Below are 15,321 nucleotides of genomic sequence, written 5' to 3'. Positions count from 1 at the left end.
TTTTGTGATTTTTGATACATTTTTTCTTGCCGGATGCACAGGAATTTCCAATTTTACCTCTTTTTCGGGTTCTCGAAGCCATGTCAAGACTCCTCTAAGCCTTACGTCGTAAGCTTTTCACTTCTTTTCAGCAAGCCCTAGTTAAGTTTTTTGTGGTTTTATTGAAAATATTGTAGATTGTAAATCGTCTTTCTGAGAGCCGATAAAATTAAAATATAGACTAAATTGTCTTTGATTTCAAGCATTTAAGGAAAAAGTATTTTTTTGAGTACTTTCTTTATGCTTTTTCCCGAGTATCGGTATGTAAAAAAGTTACTTGAGGAGCAGATCGACATGAATTCTTACCACCAATATCTGGGCAAAGTCGAAGCCGGACATTTCAAAGTTCTGTTACCCGTATCGGAGGCTGGAACGTATTTTCGGCTAACGTCGATGGATATGCAAGTTGCTCAACCGCCCGAGCTTCAGGAACTGCATCTCGATGAATTTGAAGGTCGGCTCGTGATGGTGAGCGGCCGCGCGGGTGTTGAATGGATCTGGTCGGCAGAAGTGCTTGAAGTGGCGGGATTGATTTTGACAGCCGTTGTCGATCGAGTACTTGGAGAAACTGTTAAGCCCGAAGTGATGGCGTAAACAGATCTCGCATCAGCGTCTTACAAAAGCGTGAAAACCACTCAGTTTCGATTCGATCGTCGTCAACTCGCAGGTAGGGTGGGAATTATACTGTTGGCGATCGCCGTTCTCGTCACCATATCCCAGGGGAATTCGTCTGAAAAAACGAGGCCGGACGCCAACGCTCGATTGAAAGCCGATTACACCCAACTCGAAAACCAATTGTACTCGAGACAATGGCGCGAGGCTGATGGCGAAACTGCGAGGCTGATGCGCGAAGTGGGCGATCTCGATGGTAGTGGCGGGGTTCTGTCCCCTGAAATCGCTCGGTTTTCCTGTCCGGATCTCCAACACCTCGATCGCCTCTGGGTCGAGTACAGTGGCGGCCGCTTTGGCTTTAGCGTTCAAGCGGACATTTACCGAAGTCTGGCGGCCGACACGAGCGAGTACAGTGAAGAACTCTGGGAGACGTTTGAAGCTCGCGTCGGCTGGCGGGAAGGAGGTGAGTGGTTGCTTTATGACGATTTAACATTCGATCTCAGCGCTCCCGTCGGGCATCTTCCCGTCGTGCGGGTTGAGGGAGATTTGGTGTGGAGCGGATTTGAAGCGGTCGAATTTTTCGCTCGTGTCGAGACCTGCAAACGCTAGTGCGACTCGACGAACGACAGACAAACTCTCCCGCAGCCGAGCCTTTCAGGGACGGGGCGGGCTTTCTTACAGACTGGACTTACGCGATTAAGCCTTACCCACACTAAAGGTAGAGGTCGGTGGGCATTGCCCACCCTACACATGGAGTGAATGCGGTTGTTCTGACAGAATCTGACTCTCAAACAGTGGTTTTGCCAACCCAACAAGCCCCTCTCTGTGGCCTCTGTGTCTCTGTGGTGAAGACCTCTTGAAACCCAGTCGATTGCAAAAGGATAGAGTATCCGTGACCTTGAAGGGATCGTCTGAAACAGTAACCCCAAGCCTCTAGGCAAGTTTACCCGCGATCGCGGTAAAACTTTTAGAATGTAAAGATCGGTGAAACTCCAACTCGATCGACTCCCTAGGTTATGGCTTTTTCGTCCATCGTCCGCACCCTCGCACAAACCCAACTCACCCGCGAACTCCACGGCCGTCTTTTGCGGGACGGCTGCTTGAAACTCGACGGGATTCCGCGATTTCCCAAAGGTCTCGTCACATCAGCCCTGGCCGCCGAACTCGGAAGCGATAAGCCCTCGTCGTCCCAAACTCCCTCGTCGCAACCGCTCTGTGTGGTCGCCGCCACCCTCGAAGAAGCTGGACGCTGGGCGGCGCAACTGGCGGAAATGGACTGGCAAACCGTCCTGTTTTATCCCACCACCGAAGCCTCGCCCTACGACAGGCTCGACGGAGTTTTAGAAGGTAAGCGCCCCGAGGGATCGGACGAAATGACCTGGGGACAAATGCAGGTGTTGTCCGATCTCGTTCGCAGCGACGCGTCTTCGAGAATTGCCATCGTCGCCACCCAACGGGCGTTACAACCCCACCTTCCCCCGCCAGAGGTGTTCGCATCTCTCTGTCAGACGCTACAGCCGGGGATGGAACTCGACCTCAAAACCCTCTCGACGCGCCTGGCCGAGTTGGGATACGAACGGGTGTCTTTGGTCGAAACAGAAGGCCAGTGGAGTCGTCGCGGCGATATTGTGGATTTGTTCCCGGTTTCGGCAGAACTTCCGGTACGGTTGGAGTTTTTCGGGGACGAGTTGGAAAAAATGCGGGAATTCGACCCCGGCAGCCAGCGATCGCTTGACAAAATCCCCCAATGTGTGGTAACGCCAACGAGTTTCGGAACGGCGGTTTCTATCGAGGAGGAGGAAATCCCAGAAAACTTAACCAAAGCCGCTCTGTTGGGAGTTGCCTTCGACAAACCCGCTTGTTTGCTGGACTACCTCCCCGAAAACGCCCTCTTAGCCCTCGACGAACCGGAAGCCTGTCGCGCCCACTGCGATCGCTGGGCCGAACACGCCCAACAGGAATTTATTCTCCACCGCCAGAGTTTCCCCGCCCTCAAACCGTTACATCGCAGCTTCGACGACTGTTTGGCCGAGGGCGATCGCTTCCTACGGGTGGAGTTGTCCGAACTGGTCGAAACGGACTCGGGCGGAACCGATCTCGCCAATCGTCCCCTACCCGTCACGCCGCACCAATTCGCCAAACTCGCTGAGATTCTCCGGGGCGAACGCGATCGCGGTTTCTCCATTTTCCTCGTCTCCGCCCAACCCAGTCGCACCGTCGCCCTTCTCCAAGAACACGACTGTCCCGCCCAGTTCGTCCCCAACCCCAAAGACTTTCCCGCCATCGGGCGACTGCAAATCCAACATACCCCCGTCGCCCTCAAATACTCCGGCCAAGCCGAACTCGAAGGCTTCATCCTCCCCACCCTGCGCCTGGTGGTCGTTACCGATCGCGAATTTTTCGGCCAGCACGCCCTGGCTACCCCCAGTTACGTTCGCAAACGCCGCCGGGCCGCCTCCAAACAAGTCGATCCCAACCAACTGCAACCGGGGGATTACGTCGTTCACAAAAACCACGGCGTCGGTCAGTTCGTCAAACTCGAAAGCCTCACCGTCAACCGCGAAACTCGCGAATATTTGGTGTTGAAATACGCCGACGGCATCCTGCGCGTGGCCGCCGATCGCGTGAACTTACTCTCTCGCTATCGCCACACGGGAAGCGGACGCCCCCAACTCCACAAAATGTCGGGGAAAACCTGGGAACGCACCAAAAACAAAGTTCGCAAAGCCGTCAAAAAAGTCGCCGTCGATTTGCTGAAACTCTACGCCCAGCGATCGCAACAACAGGGGTTCGCCTATCCGATCGACGCCCCTTGGCAACAGGAACTCGAAGATTCCTTTCCCTACCAACCCACCCCCGATCAACTCAAAGCGACCCAAGATGTCAAACGGGATATGGAGAGCGATCGCCCGATGGACCGCCTCGTGTGCGGCGACGTGGGGTTTGGGAAAACCGAAGTCGCGATTCGGGCGATTTTCAAAGCCATCACCGCCGGAAAACAAGTGGCACTTCTAGCCCCGACGACCATTCTCACCCAGCAACACTACCACACCCTCAAAGAACGCTTCGCCCCCTACCCGATTCAAGTGGGGTTACTCAACCGCTTCCGCACCGCCGAGGAACGCAAAGCCATTTCGCAAAGGTTGACCACGGGTGAGTTAGACGTGGTGGTGGGAACCCATCGCCTGCTGGGGAAAACCATCAAATTCAAGGATTTGGGGCTGTTGGTGGTAGACGAAGAACAGCGGTTCGGCGTCACGCAGAAAGAGAAAATTAAATCTCTCAAAACTCAGGTGGATGTCTTGACGCTGACGGCGACGCCGATTCCTCGCACCTTATATATGTCTCTGTCGGGAATTCGCGAGATGAGTTTGATTACGACGCCACCGCCCTCTCGCCGCCCTATTAAAACCCATTTAGCCCCGTTTGAATGGGAAACGGTCAGAAGTGCAGTTTGTCAGGAACTCGATCGCGGCGGACAGGTGTTTTACGTGGTGCCCCGTGTCGAAGGAATCGAGGAAACTTCAGCGCAAATTCGGGAAATGGTTCCCAACGCCCGCATCTCGATCGCCCACGGTCAAATGGACGCCTCGGAATTGGAATCGGTGATGTTGGGCTTCAGTTCCGGGGAAGCAGACGTTTTGGTTTGTACCACCATCGTCGAGTCCGGGTTGGACATTCCCCGCGTCAACACGATTTTGATCGAAGACGCCCATCGCTTCGGATTGTCTCAACTGTACCAATTGCGCGGTCGCGTGGGACGGGCGGGAATTCAAGCCCATGCGTGGTTGTTTTACAGTCGGCGATCGAAACTCTCTGACGCCGCACAGAAGCGGTTGCGGGCGTTGCAGGAATTCAGCCAGTTGGGGTCGGGATATCAACTGGCGGTGCGCGATATGGAAATTCGCGGCGTGGGAAATCTCCTCGGGGCGGAACAGTCGGGTCAGATGAACGCGATCGGCTTCGATTTATATATGGAGATGTTGCAAGAGGAGATTCAGGAAATCCAAGGTCAGGAAATTCCCAAAGTGGACGACACGCAAATCGACCTCAACCTGACGGCGTTTATTCCCAGCGATTACATTCGAGATATCGATCGCAAGATGAGTGCGTATCGCAGCGTCGCCACCGCCCAATCTTCCGAAGAGTTGGGACAGATCGCCGCCGACTGGCGAGATTGTTACGGGCCGCTACCGAAGGGGGTCAGTCAGTTGTTGCGGGTGATGGAACTCAAGCAAATCGCCAAGAAACTGGGGTTTTCTCGCATCAAGCCGGAAGGGAAGCAACACGTGGTATTAGAAACGCCGATGGAAGAACCGGCGTGGAAGTTATTGAAGGAACATTTACCGTCACACCTGCACTCGCGGTTTGTCTATGCGTCGGGGAAGGTGACGGTGCGCGGGTTGGGGGTGTTGTCGCCGGACAAGCAACTCGACAGTTTGATTCAGTGGTTGGACGCCATGTCTCCGGCGTTGGAGAAGCAGTCCGAGGTGGCGATCGCGGCGTTAGTGGAGTAGCGATCGCTTATTGGATGCGATCGCTTATCGATCGGCGAAACTCTCGAATTAAACGGGTTTCGCCCTGGGTTTGACTGGCGTTTAAAAAATTCAGAATTTTGCTGCAATTTAACAGCGGTAAAACCGTTGAGTTTTCCTGTTGGCGATATTCCCCGTTTGTTAAGCAATACATGGTTAAACTTTCCCCATCGTACCGCCAGACTTCAGGAACGCCGAAAGCCGCACAAATCTCGAGGCAATTTAATGTTCGCTTGAATTATTTTCTGTTGAGTTATAGGTATTGAACCTCAGAAAGAATGCGATCGCCGATTCGGGGTTTGAGTCCTTTTTTTATCACCAAATCGACTTTGACGCCGAGGCGATCGTTCAGTTGGTTTTCGAGTTCGCAAAACGTGAAAAGGCCAAAACGGCGATCGGAGTGGAATTCAACGAGGATATCGAGATCGCTGTTCGGGGTTTGTTCGCCGCGCACGTAGGAACCGAACACGCCGATTTGAGTAATGCCGTAGCGTTCTTTGAGTTCGGGTAGGATTTGGCGTAGGCGATCGAATAGGCGATCGAGAGTTGGTGAGGATCGCATGAATTTGACGGGTTAACAAAAATTTTTAACTTTTTTAGGTATGTAGAAAATGAGGCGATATCGAATCTTAAAAAAATCTTGTAGTTCTTATATGTTACACTTCACAAGTCTCGATGCGAAAGAAGAGAAATCCACCATTACACCAAGAGATCCAACCAAAGGGATTCTATTACCCCCAGTCACGTTCACGTTCGGAACAGGGAGGTGTCCCACAGTAGCTTTAAGGTCAAAGGTTAAGTCCTTGTAGTACAACCATCTCTCCTTATCACGCCAACCTACACGGTCGCCAAAAGCGTCCCAGATTTTTTCATTGTAGTCTCTCGTGCCGCCCAGACTTTGATAAATTTCCTTCTGAACGCTGAAGCCAAATTGTCCGTTGCTGTACTTCACCCAAAGTCGGTCGATAGTACGCAGGTCAGCACAGGGGAAGCGATCGATATCTTCTACTCGCAAATACCCTGCTTCCTCCCGGTTAGCAGCTTGAAGCATAACCTTGGCGGTTTCCTGGTCAGCTTCTTTCCACTTTCCTGCTGCTAGAAGATCGCGCAAGCGGGTGTAGTCCACCCCTCTTTCACTTTTGAGTTCGACTTCCTGGGTTTCAGGTTGAGGAGAAACCGATCGCGATCGACTGCTCGATGTCGGTTGAGGTTGGGGTGATGATATACTCGCTTTACTCCAAATTCGCTTCAGTGCCTTCAACGCTCTCAGATCGGCAGGAGAAACAGCCAAAACCCTCGTCCATAGCTGCTCCGCCAGTTCGCAGTTGCCCTCAAGTTCGGCCTCTTGTGCGTCTTCTCGGAGCGTGGCAATATCCTGAAGCGTGGCTTGCTTCGGCAATAAGATCAAATGGTATTTCGTCGCGGGTTCGACAATAGCATACGGCGTCTGTCTGGGTTTGCAATACCTTTGAGCGATTTCGCTGACGCGATAGCGCAATCGTCGATCCAACCGTTCGACGGTGGCGCAGTTTCCTTCTCCTTGAATTCGCAACGCTTCTAACAACGCATAGGTAAACGCACCTTGCTGAATGTCGTCGATTTCGTAGGAACGTTCCGCCGGACTGCACGAATTCAGCGTAATTACGCCTTTCTGTTTTTCCTCGCCAATCCCTAACCCTTTGGCATTTTGCTCGTCTCGACAGGCATCTAATACCAACACGACGTTATCTGCACCGCAGCGTCGCAACCGTTCTGTTACCCAATGGAGCGGAAGTGCGGTATCTTCTACGCCGTCAGGATGTGGATCGGCATCAGAGGGCATCAGGTAATCGCGATCGCCGTGGCGCAATCCGTGACCGCTGTAGAAAAACCAAAAATTATCGCCAGATCCCAAAAACGGCTGGTTAAACCGCGTTCTTAAAAATCGCCTCAACTTGCCATAGGTGGGTTGAGACGAAAAGGGTTGACCCGTATCAAGAATATCGGGCGAATTATCGGTAAACAGATACACGTTCTCGAATCTTGCTTCTTGGAGAAAGTAATCTCGCATCAATTCTGCATCTCGCCGTGCGTACTTCAACCTCGGTAGGCTGTCGTATCCATCGATCCCGACGCACATCGCCCAGTTTCTAGCCATCGCTCTTACTTGCGTTTGAACTTGAGTTCGATCGCTCCTTTCCCACCCGTTTCTCCACCGGTTCCGAGCAAGCTGACTTGTCCTTTGCCGTTAATTTCAACGGACAATTTCAGTTCGTCGAGTTGCATATTAAATTGAGAGCGATTGGCGCGATCGAACGCTTCTTCAATCACTTCCAAAAACTCACCAACTTTCTCTTTCAAATCGCTGGCACTGACGTAAATGGGTTTTGTCGAACTGGGCGATCGCTTTTCGTGATATTCGTAGCGATCGTAATCTGCGCCAATATCTTCAATCCCTCTTCCACCGTCTTCTTCGGCTTTGTCCTCTACCTCGTCCGAAACGACAATCCAGATTCCTCGTTGGGTTTCCATTGACATGAGGTTTTCCCCAAGTGGCTCAGTTGACTTCGTGGCGTTCGATTCTCTCCAAAACGCCAAAATATCCCTTTAATTGGGTGCATCTCATTTTGGCGATCGCAACCCCACCTATCCTCCCCTTGCTAAGGGGAGGTGCCGAAGGCGGAGGGGTTTTTCTACGAACTTGAAATGCACCCCTTTAATTCCACTAATAGCACGACATCACAACACCCGTCACGGTTGGATGTTGTGATGTCACAATTGGGTGCAGTGTTGGTGTTGATTCGGGAAACCCATGAATCGGACTTCGTTCGCATTTTCACGTCCGTGTAACACACCCTTGTATGTTGGCGGTGTACATTGGCGGTGCGTGACGATTTCTCGGTCTCACGATCGACACCCGATTTTTCAAGTCACGCACCCTACGCCTCATCGTCCCAACGCGGCGGCGTGATAGCGCACGTGGTCTTCCATAAACGTCGCCATGAAATAATAACTGTGGTCGTATCCCGGCTGACGGCGCAACTGCACCTCGACCCCCGCAGCTTTACAGGCGTCCTCGAAGACTTCCGGTAACAACTGACCCTGACTCAAAAACGAATCCGCCTCTCCTTGGTCGATTAAAATCGGACGGTTCCAACCGGACGAGGCCACCAACTCGCTGGCATCGTACAGCTTCCAATCCTGCCGATTTCCGCCCAGATAGCCGCGAAATGCCTTTTCGCCCCAAGGACAGCGCATCGGGGCTGCAATGGGCGCAAACGCCGACACAGACTGATATCGCGAGGGATTGCGAAGCGCACAGACGAGCGCCCCGTGACCGCCCATCGAATGGCCGAACACACTCTGACGGGAAGTATCCACCGGAAACGCTTCCGCCACCAACGCCGGGAGTTCTTCCGTGACATAGCTGTACATCTGATAGTGTCGGTTCCAGGGTTCCTGAGTTGCATCCACGTAGAACCCCGCCCCAGAACCGAAATCCCAGTCTTCATCCTCCCCCGTTAGCCCCAAATTCCGAGGACTGGTATCCGGTGCGACTAATATCAAGCCATATTCCGCCGCATACCGTTGCGCTCCCGCTTTGGTCATAAAATTTTCCTCCGTGCAGGTGAGTCCCGACAGCCAGTAAAGAACCGGAACCCGTTCGGTTTCCGCTTGCGGCGGGAGATACAGCGAAAAGCGCATTTCGGCGTGACAGGTGGCGGACGGATGGCTGTAAAACTGCGTCGTTCCGTCAAAACAACGACTTTGGCTTCTGAGCGTCAGAGACATAAGGTCGATAAATTCAATCCAGAATGATAAATAAGGTGTTCCGTAGGGTGCGTGACTTGAAAAATAGGGTATCGATCGTGAGACCGAGAAATCGTCACGCACCGACAATGTACACCGCCCACATACAAGGGTGCGTGACGCGTGCGGTCGGGAAATGTGGCTGAAATCCCGTCAATGTGGTATTACCGCGTCACGCACCGCCCCCTACCGGGACATGAATCGGTAGATGCCACGGGAAATCCATAGAAATGTCGGCGAAATGGTTTCGGAAACATCGATCGCTCGATCGCTTCCGCCGTAACGCAACGCAACGAAGCAAACCTACGGGAACGTAACCACTGTCCGAATCGCTTTCCCCTCGTGCATCAAATCGAACGCCTCGTTAATCCGTTCGAGGGGGACTACGTTCGTCACCAGACTATCGATATCGATTTTCCCGTCCATGTACCAATCGACGATTTTCGGCACGTCGCGGCGGCCTTTTGCCCCACCGAACGCCGTTCCTCGCCAAACGCGCCCCGTCACCAACTGGAACGGACGGGTACTGATTTCTTGTCCCGCACCCGCGACGCCGATGATAATCGATTCGCCCCAGCCTTTGTGACAGCATTCCAACGCCTGACGCATCACGTTGACGTTTCCGATGCACTCGAAGCTGTAATCGGCACCGCCGTCGGTGAGTTCGATAATATGCGCCACCACGTCGTCAACTTCCTTGGGATTGACGAAATGCGTCATGCCAAATTGTTCGGCGAGGACACGTTTGTCCGGGTTGAGATCGACGCCGATAATCTTGTCGGCGCCCACCATTCGCGCGCCTTGAATTACGTTCAAGCCGATTCCGCCGAGTCCGAAAACCACCACGTTGGAACCCGGTTCGACTTTGGCGGTGTTGATGACAGCCCCGACGCCAGTGGTGACGCCGCAGCCAATCAAACAGGCTTTATCGAACGGCGCATCGTCGCGAATTTTCGCCACTGCGATTTCCGGTAACACGGTGAAATTGGCGAAGGTAGAGGTTCCCATGTAGTGATGGATTTTTTTGCCGTTGAGGGAAAAACGGCTGGTTCCGTCGGGCATTACGCCCTTGCCTTGAGTGCTGCGAATAGCTTGGCAGAGGTTGGTTTTGCCGCTGAGACAGAACTTACACTCACGACATTCTGGGGTGTAGAGGGGAATGACGCGATCGCCCGGTTTGAGGCTTTTCACCTCCGGCCCCACTTCTACCACAACCCCCGCGCCTTCGTGGCCGAGAATGGCGGGAAACAAGCCTTCGGGATCGGCACCCGAGAGGGTGTAAGCGTCCGTGTGACAGACGCCGGTTGCTTTGATTTCCACCATCACCTCTCCGGCTTTGGGCCCTTCGAGTCGGACGGTTTCGATGCTCAGAGGCTTTCCCGCCTCCCATGCCACTGCTGCCCGTACATCCATAACGATTTTTTCTCTAAACGGCGAACCAGCCAAATTTTATCGAAGTATCGGGCAACGGTCTTGTGAAAAGGGGAAAATTTGACGAGTCGGGTTTTGTGGGAAACGGCGATCGCTCCTACAGTTCGTCGGGATCGACCCCTAACTCTCGCAATTTTTCGGCGAGGCGATCGGCTTTCGCTTGCACCGCATCTCGTTCGGCTTGCACTGCATTCAAACGCACCTGAATTTGCTGCAAACTCTCAAACTCGGAGCCGTCAGGACGATACAAGGTTAACTCGTCTTCGCCCAACTCGAAACGAATTCCCAAACGCGGACTCGTCCATCCGTCAAGGTCTTCGATGATTTCCAGGCGAGATTCCCCCCGAATTAAACCCATGAATTCGTTTTTATCCGGGTCGTAAATGTAATACTCTTCAACGCCGAAATTATCGTAAAAATGTTCTTTGCGCGTCATCTCTTTGAGGGTGTTTCCGGGGGAAAGAATTTCAAACACCACTTGCGGCGCAATGTCGTTTTCACACCATTGTTTGTAAGAGCCGCGCTCCCCTTTCGGTCGTCCGAACGCCACCATAACATCGGGAGCGACGCGCAATTTGTTGTTTCCTTCTACGGGATACCAGAGTAAATCTCCGGCGACGAAAACCTCGGGATTGTCGGCGAAAATCAGTTCGAGATTTTCTTTGATGGTGACGATCCAGCGAAATTGAAGGGTATTGTCGGCCATGGGTTTGCCGTCGCTGTCGGGGTAGATGATAGGTTTTGTTGGTGTTTTGGTTTGAGGTTCAGTTGGGGAAACCATACTCAATTTCTCCGAGGCGTGAGGGGCGATCGCCTCGATCTTAACGCGATCGAAACTGAGAAGACTTCCCATCGCCCGGTTCTCGTCTTTTGCTCTTTTTTCCCTCGTCTGTCTTACCTTTTCTCAAGATCGCTCTCGTTGCCGTTCCCACCAATGGTTGAGGGGATAATATAAAACGGGGCCCCACAAGCTACTCAATACCGCCGAGGCGAGAGCGACTTGCTGATAGTAATCCCAAACTTCTTCAATGGTAAAAAACACTGAATTGTCGGGCAGTCGCAGGCTGTACCAACTAAATTGAATGGCAGTTATCGTATCGGCTAAAACAGACATTCCGAAGACGATCAACGCCACAGAAATAAAATCTTCTTGAATGTAACGCTGCTTTTGTAACCGAGCGGTGAGCATTCCCACTACGGCCAAACTTATCGCCCGTGTCGGTACGTCCGCCGTCATGCCGTCTTGCAACAACCCCAACACGATGCCAGCTACAGCTCCTTCCCACATCGATCGCTTGATGCTCCAGGCGACGACCCAAATCAACAACCAGTTGGGGGCGATGCCAAACAGTTCCATTCCGGGAAACCGCGTCGGGAGCAACAACAGACACAACACTACCGAGGCGATCGTAACCGCCCAGTTTAATGCTCTGCGCGAGAAGGCGTGCCAACCCAGCATCGATCGCGTGTTTGCCATTTAGGAGGAAACGCAGTGTTGCATTACGACAGTCTCTCTCTCAACAGTGTCTCACACCCATCTCTCAATCGACGAGTTCGACTTCTTCAACGTCGTCTTCGATCGGTTCGGCAGCACCTTCTGGAAGGGGTTTCGACGGTTCGGGATAGACCACGACCCATTCGAGTGCCGCTAAGGGGGCTGACAGTTCGATTTCCGCTTGAGGGGCAGGACTGGCGTTGAGATTGACAGACACGACGGTTCCGACTGGCACTTTTGAGGGAAACCGCTGACTGTAGGTGGATGTGGCGATCGCATCGCCTTCGCGCACGTCGGGCAATTTCTCGAAAAACTCCAAGACGGCAGTGTTCGAGCCTTTCCCTCGCAGGACGCCCATCGCCCGCGATCGCGTCACCGTCACCCCCACGCGAGAGCTGGCATCGCTAACCAGCAGGATACGACTGGAACTGTCGGTGACGCTAATAACTCGGCCGACTAACCCCCCCGACGCCATTACGACGTGGTCGGTTTCGATTCCGTCTTGGCGACCTCGACCTAACAAGGCGTGTTGCCACCAACGATCGGCACTGCGTCCGACAACGGGGGCGAAAATCGGCTCTCCCGTACTTTGGGGTTTGTAATCGAGCAGTTCTTGGAGACGCTGGTTTTCCTGCTCCACTTCGGCCAACCGCTGCTGCAATTCCCGAATTCTGGCGTTGACCAGTTCGTGTTGCCGATCGGGATCGGCTTGAAAGGGGCGAGAGATGCGTTGGTACAGCTCGAAAACCACGGCGCCATCTGTGTGTTTGAAGGCCACCGCCATGCCCAGGGACGCCGCCGCGACAAGTGCCAGCGTACCGTATCGTTCCCACCAACGACGCAAGACGAACAAAGGTTATTTCTCCTACTCTCTTACATGGTGCGAGAGCGACCTCGGAAGACCCGCTCGAGCTGCTTGAAGTTTTCCAGTACTCGTCCGGTTCCCAGAACTACACAGCTTAAAGGGTCTGCTGCAACGTGGGTGACGATTCCCGTTTCGTGACCGATGAGGGTGTCGAGTCCTTTAAGCAAAGCACCGCCTCCGGCGAGCATAATGCCGCGATCGATAATGTCGGCGGCCAGTTCTGGCGGCGTTCGTTCTAAGGTGCGTTTGACGGCTTCGACAATGACCGACAGCGGCTCGGACATACTTTCGCGAATTTCGGGGCCTTTGATGGTGACGGTACGCGGTAAACCGGATAGCAGGTGCAAGCCTCGCACGTCCATCACGACATCGTCTTCGTCGGTGGGATAGGCCGATCCCACTTGAATTTTGATTTCTTCAGCCGTCCGTTCCCCGATGACGAGGTTGTGGACTTTTTTCATGTACTGCACGATCGAGTCGCTCAGTTCGTCTCCGGCGACGCGCACGGACTCGCTCAATACGATTCCTTGCAAGCTGAGGACGGCGACTTCAGTGGTTCCACCGCCAATATCGACGATCATGTTCCCCGTCGGCTCGGCCACGGGCAATCCGGCACCGATCGCTGCCGCGATGGGTTCGTCGATCAGGCGCACGTCCCTCGCTCCGGCTTGGATAGCTGCGTCCATGACGGCACGACGTTCTACGCCGGTCACACCGCTCGGAATTCCGATGACGATGCGAGGGGCGACCAGTCCGGTACGGCCTTCGTGGACTTGTTTGATGAAGTGTTTGAGCATCAGTTCGGCGGTGTCAAAATCGGCAATGACACCGTCGCGTAACGGACGCAGGGCGACGACGTTGCCGGGCGTGCGCCCGAGCATCTGTTTGGCCTCCTCTCCCACAGCTAAGGGGAGTTTGTCGTCTTGGTCGATCGCCACGACCGACGGCTCTTGAAGGACAATTCCTTTACCAGAGACATAGACCAGGGTGTTTGCCGTCCCCAGGTCGATTCCCATGTCTCTAGAGAGTGAAAAGCGACTTAAAATTCCCACGCGCGCCTACGTCCTCCCAGCTCGAATACGCTCTAGTTTACGATTCGATCGCAATAGTTTACGATTACCGAGGTGGATTCTATATCGTTTTGTTCGATCCGTCTAGTGTCTCGGTCAAATCTCTCGATCGCCGTTCGATTTACAAAAGCTTTGCCAGACGGCGATCGAATGGGTAATAATCGAAGTTGACGTATCGTTCAACTCACGCAAAATTTTAAGTCTTATGAGTCTCAATGTCGTAACGCTGGTGGGTCGCGTCGGGGCCGATCCCGATTCTCGTTATTTCGAGTCGGGAAGTGTCGTCTGTAATTTTCCCCTCGCGGTCGATCGCAGAAGCCGCAACAGCGACAAACCCGATTGGTTTAATTTGGAGTTATGGGGTAAAACGGCAGAAGTCGCCATCAACTACGTCCGCAAAGGCAGTCTCATCGGCGTGAAAGGATCGCTGAAATTCGATCGCTGGCAAGATCGCAATACGGGCGCCGATCGCTCGAAACCTGTAATCCGCGTCGATCGCCTGGAACTCCTCGGCTCGAAGCAAGATCGCGATACGAGCATGGTAGACAGTTACGAAGACGACGAGTTTTAACTGTCGAGCGATCGCCTCAGACGGTAAGTTTCTATGTCGTTGGTCTGTCCCATCTGTCAAACGCCTTACGAAGAGAGTGTCGCGTGCTGCGATGTCTGCGGGTGGGACGTAACCCCCACCTCCCTCGAAGCCTTGCGACGTCAGCCAACTCATTTAGCATGGGCGAAAGCCATGTGGGAACGACAGCGATCGCCCCTCGAAACGCGACTCGACCTCGCCGGACAAGAGCGATCGCATCTCGCCCAGCAACTCGATTGGCTGATTCAAACTGTCGCCGATGTCGATTTCCCCAAGATCGATCGCACCCTGTCTCGTCTCGAAGACTGGCTCACTCCTGGCGACGACGGAATATCTCTGGCTTCGGATGTCGGGGTCGATTATCGACCGCTCGCAGCCCTCTTAGAACGTCACCGCTGGAAAGAAGCCGACCTCTGGACGTGGGAGATCGTTCTCGCGATCGCCCAACGAGACCTCGAAGGTTGGTTGCGTCTCGAAGATATCGCCGCGTTTCCTCAAACCGATATTGACACGATCGACAATTTGTGGTACGCGTACAGCGAAGGTCGTTTCGGGGCGATCGTCCAGGGGCAGATTTGGGCAGAAAGCGGCGAAAACTACAGTGAATTTTGCGATCGCGTCGGTTGGCGAGTCGCCGGAAACTGGAAGCGTTACGAAGACTTAGACAATTCCCTCGACACCTTTGCCGGTCATCTTCCCGTCTTGGCCTGGCGAAAACGAGCCTGTTACGGAACCGGACGCTGTACCGCCTCCGAGAGTTTGGCCGCCTGGATTTCTCGAGTTTCAGAAACAGATGATGGGGTGAGAACAGTGAACAGTGAACAGTGAACAGTGTTTCAGTCACCAGTCACCAGTCACCAGTCACCAGTCACCAGTCACCAGTCACCAGTCACCAG

The 15,321-nt window shown here is 53.6% G+C and carries 15 protein-coding genes; 5 read left to right on the top strand and 10 right to left on the bottom strand.

From position 1 onward, the window contains the following. The first annotated feature begins 333 nt into the window (after nucleotides 1–333). From POG22_RS16275 to mfd, 3 genes are all read left to right on the top strand, one after another. Nucleotides 334–633: a hypothetical protein gene (locus tag POG22_RS16275; RefSeq protein ID WP_150128787.1), complete on the top strand. Its 300-nt coding sequence runs from the start codon at nucleotides 334–336 to the stop codon at nucleotides 631–633. Nucleotides 634–711: 78 nt separating this feature from the next. Next, nucleotides 712–1,260 (top strand): GUN4 domain-containing protein, encoded by a 549-nt coding sequence (locus POG22_RS16270; RefSeq protein WP_498906413.1) that lies wholly within the window; start codon nucleotides 712–714, stop codon nucleotides 1,258–1,260. Nucleotides 1,261–1,667: 407 nt separating this feature from the next. After that, a complete protein-coding gene (mfd, locus tag POG22_RS16265; protein ID WP_498906411.1) occupies nucleotides 1,668–5,168 on the top strand; it encodes a transcription-repair coupling factor in 3,501 nt (1,166 codons plus the stop codon). Nucleotides 5,169–5,175: 7 nt separating this feature from the next. Here the strand turns inward: mfd and POG22_RS16260 are convergent, their stop codons facing one another. The 10 genes from POG22_RS16260 to POG22_RS16215 all read right to left on the bottom strand — a co-directional run bounded on the left by POG22_RS16260 (nucleotide 5,176) and on the right by POG22_RS16215 (nucleotide 13,782). Further along, the gene (locus tag POG22_RS16260) at nucleotides 5,176–5,340 is read right to left on the bottom strand and encodes a hypothetical protein (protein WP_498906410.1); all 165 of its coding nucleotides are present in this window, start codon (nucleotides 5,338–5,340) and stop codon (nucleotides 5,176–5,178) included. 99 nt (nucleotides 5,341–5,439) lie between these two features. Further along, nucleotides 5,440–5,748: a nucleotidyltransferase family protein gene (locus POG22_RS16255; protein WP_498906409.1), complete on the bottom strand. Its 309-nt coding sequence runs from the start codon at nucleotides 5,746–5,748 to the stop codon at nucleotides 5,440–5,442. A gap of 87 nt (nucleotides 5,749–5,835) precedes the next feature. Further along, the gene (locus tag POG22_RS16250) at nucleotides 5,836–7,323 is read right to left on the bottom strand and encodes a GUN4 domain-containing protein (RefSeq protein WP_498906407.1); all 1,488 of its coding nucleotides are present in this window, start codon (nucleotides 7,321–7,323) and stop codon (nucleotides 5,836–5,838) included. A gap of 5 nt (nucleotides 7,324–7,328) precedes the next feature. Then, nucleotides 7,329–7,703, bottom strand: a complete 375-nt coding sequence (locus tag POG22_RS16245) for a Pepco domain-containing protein (RefSeq protein ID WP_498906406.1) — start codon at nucleotides 7,701–7,703, stop codon at nucleotides 7,329–7,331. Between the two features lie 408 nt (nucleotides 7,704–8,111). After that, a complete protein-coding gene (gene fghA, locus POG22_RS16240) occupies nucleotides 8,112–8,957 on the bottom strand; it encodes an alpha/beta hydrolase family protein (RefSeq protein ID WP_498906404.1) in 846 nt (281 codons plus the stop codon). Between the two features lie 321 nt (nucleotides 8,958–9,278). Continuing rightward, complete coding sequence (locus POG22_RS16235; RefSeq protein WP_063717413.1) at nucleotides 9,279–10,388, bottom strand: S-(hydroxymethyl)glutathione dehydrogenase/class III alcohol dehydrogenase; 1,110 nt, start codon at nucleotides 10,386–10,388, stop codon at nucleotides 9,279–9,281. Between the two features lie 115 nt (nucleotides 10,389–10,503). Continuing rightward, nucleotides 10,504–11,187, bottom strand: a complete 684-nt coding sequence (locus POG22_RS16230; RefSeq protein ID WP_063717414.1) for a Uma2 family endonuclease — start codon at nucleotides 11,185–11,187, stop codon at nucleotides 10,504–10,506. A gap of 123 nt (nucleotides 11,188–11,310) precedes the next feature. Further along, complete coding sequence (gene mreD / locus POG22_RS16225) at nucleotides 11,311–11,883, bottom strand: rod shape-determining protein MreD (RefSeq protein WP_063717415.1); 573 nt, start codon at nucleotides 11,881–11,883, stop codon at nucleotides 11,311–11,313. 64 nt (nucleotides 11,884–11,947) lie between these two features. Continuing rightward, entirely contained in the window at nucleotides 11,948–12,754 is an 807-nt protein-coding gene (gene mreC, locus POG22_RS16220) for a rod shape-determining protein MreC (RefSeq protein WP_063717416.1), read from the bottom strand. Nucleotides 12,755–12,774: 20 nt separating this feature from the next. Further along, nucleotides 12,775–13,782 carry a rod shape-determining protein gene (locus POG22_RS16215; protein ID WP_017660262.1) on the bottom strand — a complete coding sequence of 336 codons (1,008 nt, stop codon included), beginning with the start codon at nucleotides 13,780–13,782 and terminating at the stop codon, nucleotides 12,775–12,777. A 259-nt stretch (nucleotides 13,783–14,041) separates the two neighbouring features. On the opposite strand from POG22_RS16215, the gene POG22_RS16210 reads away from it, so the two are divergent. Together POG22_RS16210 and POG22_RS16205 are read left to right on the top strand one after the other, a co-directional pair. Then, complete coding sequence (locus POG22_RS16210; protein WP_017660261.1) at nucleotides 14,042–14,407, top strand: single-stranded DNA-binding protein; 366 nt, start codon at nucleotides 14,042–14,044, stop codon at nucleotides 14,405–14,407. Nucleotides 14,408–14,440: 33 nt separating this feature from the next. Further along, complete coding sequence (locus POG22_RS16205; protein ID WP_498906401.1) at nucleotides 14,441–15,253, top strand: GUN4 domain-containing protein; 813 nt, start codon at nucleotides 14,441–14,443, stop codon at nucleotides 15,251–15,253. Nucleotides 15,254–15,321 lie beyond the last annotated feature (68 nt).

Origin of the sequence: Geitlerinema sp. CS-897 (genome assembly GCF_028368005.1) — a bacterium.
Classification (GTDB): Bacteria; Cyanobacteriota; Cyanobacteriia; order Cyanobacteriales; family Geitlerinemataceae; genus Baaleninema; species Baaleninema simplex.
The sequence above is the reverse complement of the archived record's forward strand: the minus strand, read 5'-3'. Positions and strand labels throughout refer to the sequence as shown.

Bases quoted from the DNA above. Each gene is read 5' to 3' on its own strand.
- POG22_RS16250 (WP_498906407.1), bottom strand. From the start codon at position 7,323: ATGGCTAGAAACTGGGCGATGTGCGTCGGGATCGATGGATACGACAGC.
- POG22_RS16210 (WP_017660261.1), top strand. From the start codon at position 14,042: ATGAGTCTCAATGTCGTAACGCTGGTGGGTCGCGTCGGGGCCGATCCC.
- POG22_RS16235 (WP_063717413.1), bottom strand. From the start codon at position 10,388: ATGGATGTACGGGCAGCAGTGGCATGGGAGGCGGGAAAGCCTCTGAGC.
- POG22_RS16255 (WP_498906409.1), bottom strand. From the start codon at position 5,748: ATGCGATCCTCACCAACTCTCGATCGCCTATTCGATCGCCTACGCCAA.
- POG22_RS16230 (WP_063717414.1), bottom strand. From the start codon at position 11,187: ATGGTTTCCCCAACTGAACCTCAAACCAAAACACCAACAAAACCTATC.
- POG22_RS16260 (WP_498906410.1), bottom strand. From the start codon at position 5,340: ATGTATTGCTTAACAAACGGGGAATATCGCCAACAGGAAAACTCAACG.
- fghA (WP_498906404.1), bottom strand. From the start codon at position 8,957: ATGTCTCTGACGCTCAGAAGCCAAAGTCGTTGTTTTGACGGAACGACG.
- POG22_RS16245 (WP_498906406.1), bottom strand. From the start codon at position 7,703: ATGTCAATGGAAACCCAACGAGGAATCTGGATTGTCGTTTCGGACGAG.
- POG22_RS16215 (WP_017660262.1), bottom strand. From the start codon at position 13,782: ATGGGAATCGACCTGGGGACGGCAAACACCCTGGTCTATGTCTCTGGT.
- POG22_RS16275 (WP_150128787.1), top strand. From the start codon at position 334: ATGAATTCTTACCACCAATATCTGGGCAAAGTCGAAGCCGGACATTTC.
- mreD (WP_063717415.1), bottom strand. From the start codon at position 11,883: ATGGCAAACACGCGATCGATGCTGGGTTGGCACGCCTTCTCGCGCAGA.
- mfd (WP_498906411.1), top strand. From the start codon at position 1,668: ATGGCTTTTTCGTCCATCGTCCGCACCCTCGCACAAACCCAACTCACC.
- POG22_RS16205 (WP_498906401.1), top strand. From the start codon at position 14,441: ATGTCGTTGGTCTGTCCCATCTGTCAAACGCCTTACGAAGAGAGTGTC.